This window comes from Lentibacillus salinarum (assembly GCF_042679865.1).
Taxonomy (GTDB): domain Bacteria; phylum Bacillota; class Bacilli; order Bacillales; family Amphibacillaceae; genus Lentibacillus; species Lentibacillus salinarum.
The window spans coordinates 1-2,930 of record NZ_JBHTNH010000048.1 but is presented as its reverse complement, the minus strand read 5'-3'; the positions used below and the strand labels follow the sequence as shown (position 1 = coordinate 2,930).

The 2,930-nt window shown below is 38.9% G+C and carries 2 protein-coding genes and 1 pseudogene; 1 reads left to right on the top strand and 2 read right to left on the bottom strand.

The genetic code is table 11. The features are described from left to right. Positions 1 to 109: 109 nt before the first annotated feature. Positions 110 to 892, top strand: a pseudogene (locus ACFQ4A_RS16525) (DUF2332 domain-containing protein); the annotation flags it as partial. Positions 893 to 1,256: 364 nt separating this feature from the next. On the opposite strand, the gene ACFQ4A_RS16520 reads toward ACFQ4A_RS16525, so the two are convergent. Both ACFQ4A_RS16520 and ACFQ4A_RS16515 read right to left on the bottom strand, forming a co-directional pair. Next, positions 1,257 to 1,988 (bottom strand): ABC transporter permease, encoded by a 732-nt coding sequence (locus tag ACFQ4A_RS16520; RefSeq protein ID WP_382402512.1) that lies wholly within the window; start codon positions 1,986 to 1,988, stop codon positions 1,257 to 1,259. Positions 1,989 to 2,072: 84 nt separating this feature from the next. Then, on the bottom strand, positions 2,073 to 2,747 hold the full coding sequence (locus ACFQ4A_RS16515) for an ABC transporter permease subunit (RefSeq protein WP_382402511.1): 675 nt from the start codon (positions 2,745 to 2,747) through the stop codon (positions 2,073 to 2,075). Positions 2,748 to 2,930: the final 183 nt, after the last annotated feature.

The window sequence follows — 2,930 nt, the reverse complement described above, 5'->3', positions numbered from 1 at the left end:
GTGCTCGGGAATGAGATCCTCCATATCAATATATTGAAACATGCTGGGTTGAACGTGGTTTTGCTTTGGTGAATGCATAAACGGACCATCCTTTTATAAGTGTTCTACAGACAATATTCGACATCAAGCAGGGAAATTCCTAGTACAATTTGACTTTTTCACCGGACTTCTAAGAAGTAAACTAGTAGAGACAAATGAAGTGAGACGATGCGCTTACCTTTACCCAACATTTTGTTATGCTTATAAGCAGGTGAACAAACCCTTGGCCATGATCGAAATCGGCACAAGTGCAGGTTTACAATTGATGTGGGATCAATATAGCTATTCATATGGGACTGACGAGATATTCGGAGATGTTAATTCAAATGTACATATTGCTTCAGAAGTTAAAGGTGAACTACCGGACATCCCAAGTTCAGCCCCTCCTGTCACTCACAAAATAGGTTTAGACTTAAATATCACTGACCTTAATAATTATGAAGAATATAGCTGGCTGAAATCACTTATTTGGCCGGAACATGAACAGAGGTTACAGCTTTTTGATGATGCAGTTGAACTTTTTAAAAAACAACCATTAAAACTTATAGAGGGTGACGGGGTATCATTACTTGAGGGAATCGTAAAGGAAATACCTGTAGATAAAGCAATATGTATTTTCCATACGCATGTAGCGAACCAAATACCCGAAGATATGAAGTTAGATTTATTAAATAAAATCAAGAGAATAGGTAAAGAAAGAGACGTTATTCATGTCTACAATAATATCTGGGATAAAGCATTGTACCTCGATTATTGGATTAATGGTAAGGAAACCAAGTTAACTGTTGGTGATACGGATGGTCATGGACGTTGGTTTCAATGGCAGCCGGTCGATACCCTTATGTCTTACTAAATTTTTCTGTAAAAACCTAGATTTGACTATTCCTCAATCGGGCGCGTTTGAGGAATAGTGGTATTCCAGAATCGGGTCATAATGTATAGGATGTTTTGTTGCTTATGAACTTTTGCGGATAGGAATGATAAATCATTATGTCAATGTATTCGGCACCCATTCTGATTGCGGTTATTGTATAATCATTGTTTTTTTACAACGATTGCTTGGGTTATACATAATATATAAACATCATATATTTTGCCGTTTTGGAAAGATGAATCCGTTTTCCAAAGCTAGCAGAAAGATCATGACACTGGCCGAGTGAGCCAGTTCATGAAAATAATTGTGTACAGTACTCACTGATTCGCCTCTCTTGAATGAGTTATTTTTTATTTATAAGGACAATGGTACCGCAGAAGCCGACAATACCCCACACCGCCAAATTAACGTAATTTCCGGTACTTGCAGCGAACGTTGAGGTTGCCAATGCATCTCGCATTACTTCAGCCATCGAATACAGGAGCAAAAAATCATGGACGTTTTGAAGCCATGCAGGAAGCCGCTCCATAGGAAAATTGATAGGTGCAAACATAAGCGATCCAAAGGCAAGCACATTAGAAAGCGCCATTGATAGTTGCGGAGGTAATAGATAAGAAAAGCCATATCCGATACCTATTGACGTGAAGGCTGTTAACAAAAGTGCCGGAACAAGGGTCCATGTAACATCATATCCAGGATAAAACATGAAGTGGGCAACTAAGATCGAAATGACAATACCTGGAATCACTACGATCAACCATATTAATGTGTCCGCCACAAGGATAATACATCTATTTACCGGCCAAGTACGTAAAAATTGATGATACCCTTCCGTTTTGGAAGTAGCAATTTGTTGAGGCAATAGAACGATCCCTGTAATAATTAGTACAAGAGTGGGAGCCCCGGTTGCTAAAAAAAGGATTGCTTCCGTGTCCGAGCTGCCGATTAAATAAGTGAAGCCTATCACAATTCCGAGTGAAATGATAATTTGGAGAATAACGTAGTAAGGCAAATATCCAAAATTCTTATTAAATTGCATTTGAAACACGTACTTGAAATCGTTGAAAGTTGTCATTTTAAAACACTTCCCTTTTTTTGAAATTAATTAGGAATCAGAATTCTAACGTCGTTAGAAAGATATTTCACCAGCTTCCTGATATCATTTAATGATGTCTCTCTGCCGAATAAATAACCCCGTCAAAACGAGAAATCCTGCCGCATAAGCGGTTAGTACAAATATAGCCTGAGTTCCATCCACAATGTCGATAGCGCCTATAGCAATATCCTTTATGGAGGATGGAATAAGTGTGTTAGCTAAAGAACCAGCATTCACGCCTGGCAATACCCTTGCAATATTCTCAATCACTTCTGACTGTTCAGCAGCTCCACTAATCATACCTTCCAAAACAAAAATGTAGACAAGCCCTGTGCCTATTGCGAGTGTTGTCCCTCGAAACAATGTAGCAAGCATAGTGCCTAACATGGCCAAGATGACAACCATAAACCATCCAGCCAATAATGCCTTTACAAATTCCATGAATGATGGCCAATCAATTTGAACATTTTCGATTGTTGCAATAAAATAACTGCATAGTAACCCGGTTGCAAATACAGCGAGTACAAACATGAAGAGTATCATGATAAGCGCCGATAGCTTACCTGCTAAAACATTTAACCTCTTCGGCTGATGAATAAAAACTGTCTTAAAAGTTCCCCACTTAAATTCACTACCAATAATGATTGCACCAAAAGTAAGAGCAATCGCCCCACCTAATTGTGGTAAACCTGAAATGACATTCCCTACGATATTTTCTGGTAACAACAAACCAAGCATTCCATCAGTAACTTCAGAAGGCGTATTAGGCGGGGGATTCTTATACATCAAGTAGGATGAGTATTGCGGTCAGTTTTTACCAGCCTTGCGGTTCTTTTTACCACACTTTGCACAAGAGTCTACCAGTGTTTGCGAAGTAATTTACCACCAATATAAAAGGCACGGGCGTTATGATAGCCCATG

Excerpts from the sequence above, each read along its gene's own strand:
- ACFQ4A_RS16520 (WP_382402512.1), bottom strand. The coding sequence starts at position 1,988 with ATGACAACTTTCAACGATTTCAAGTACGTGTTTCAAATGCAATTTAAT.
- ACFQ4A_RS16515 (WP_382402511.1), bottom strand. The coding sequence starts at position 2,747 with ATGCTTGGTTTGTTGTTACCAGAAAATATCGTAGGGAATGTCATTTCA.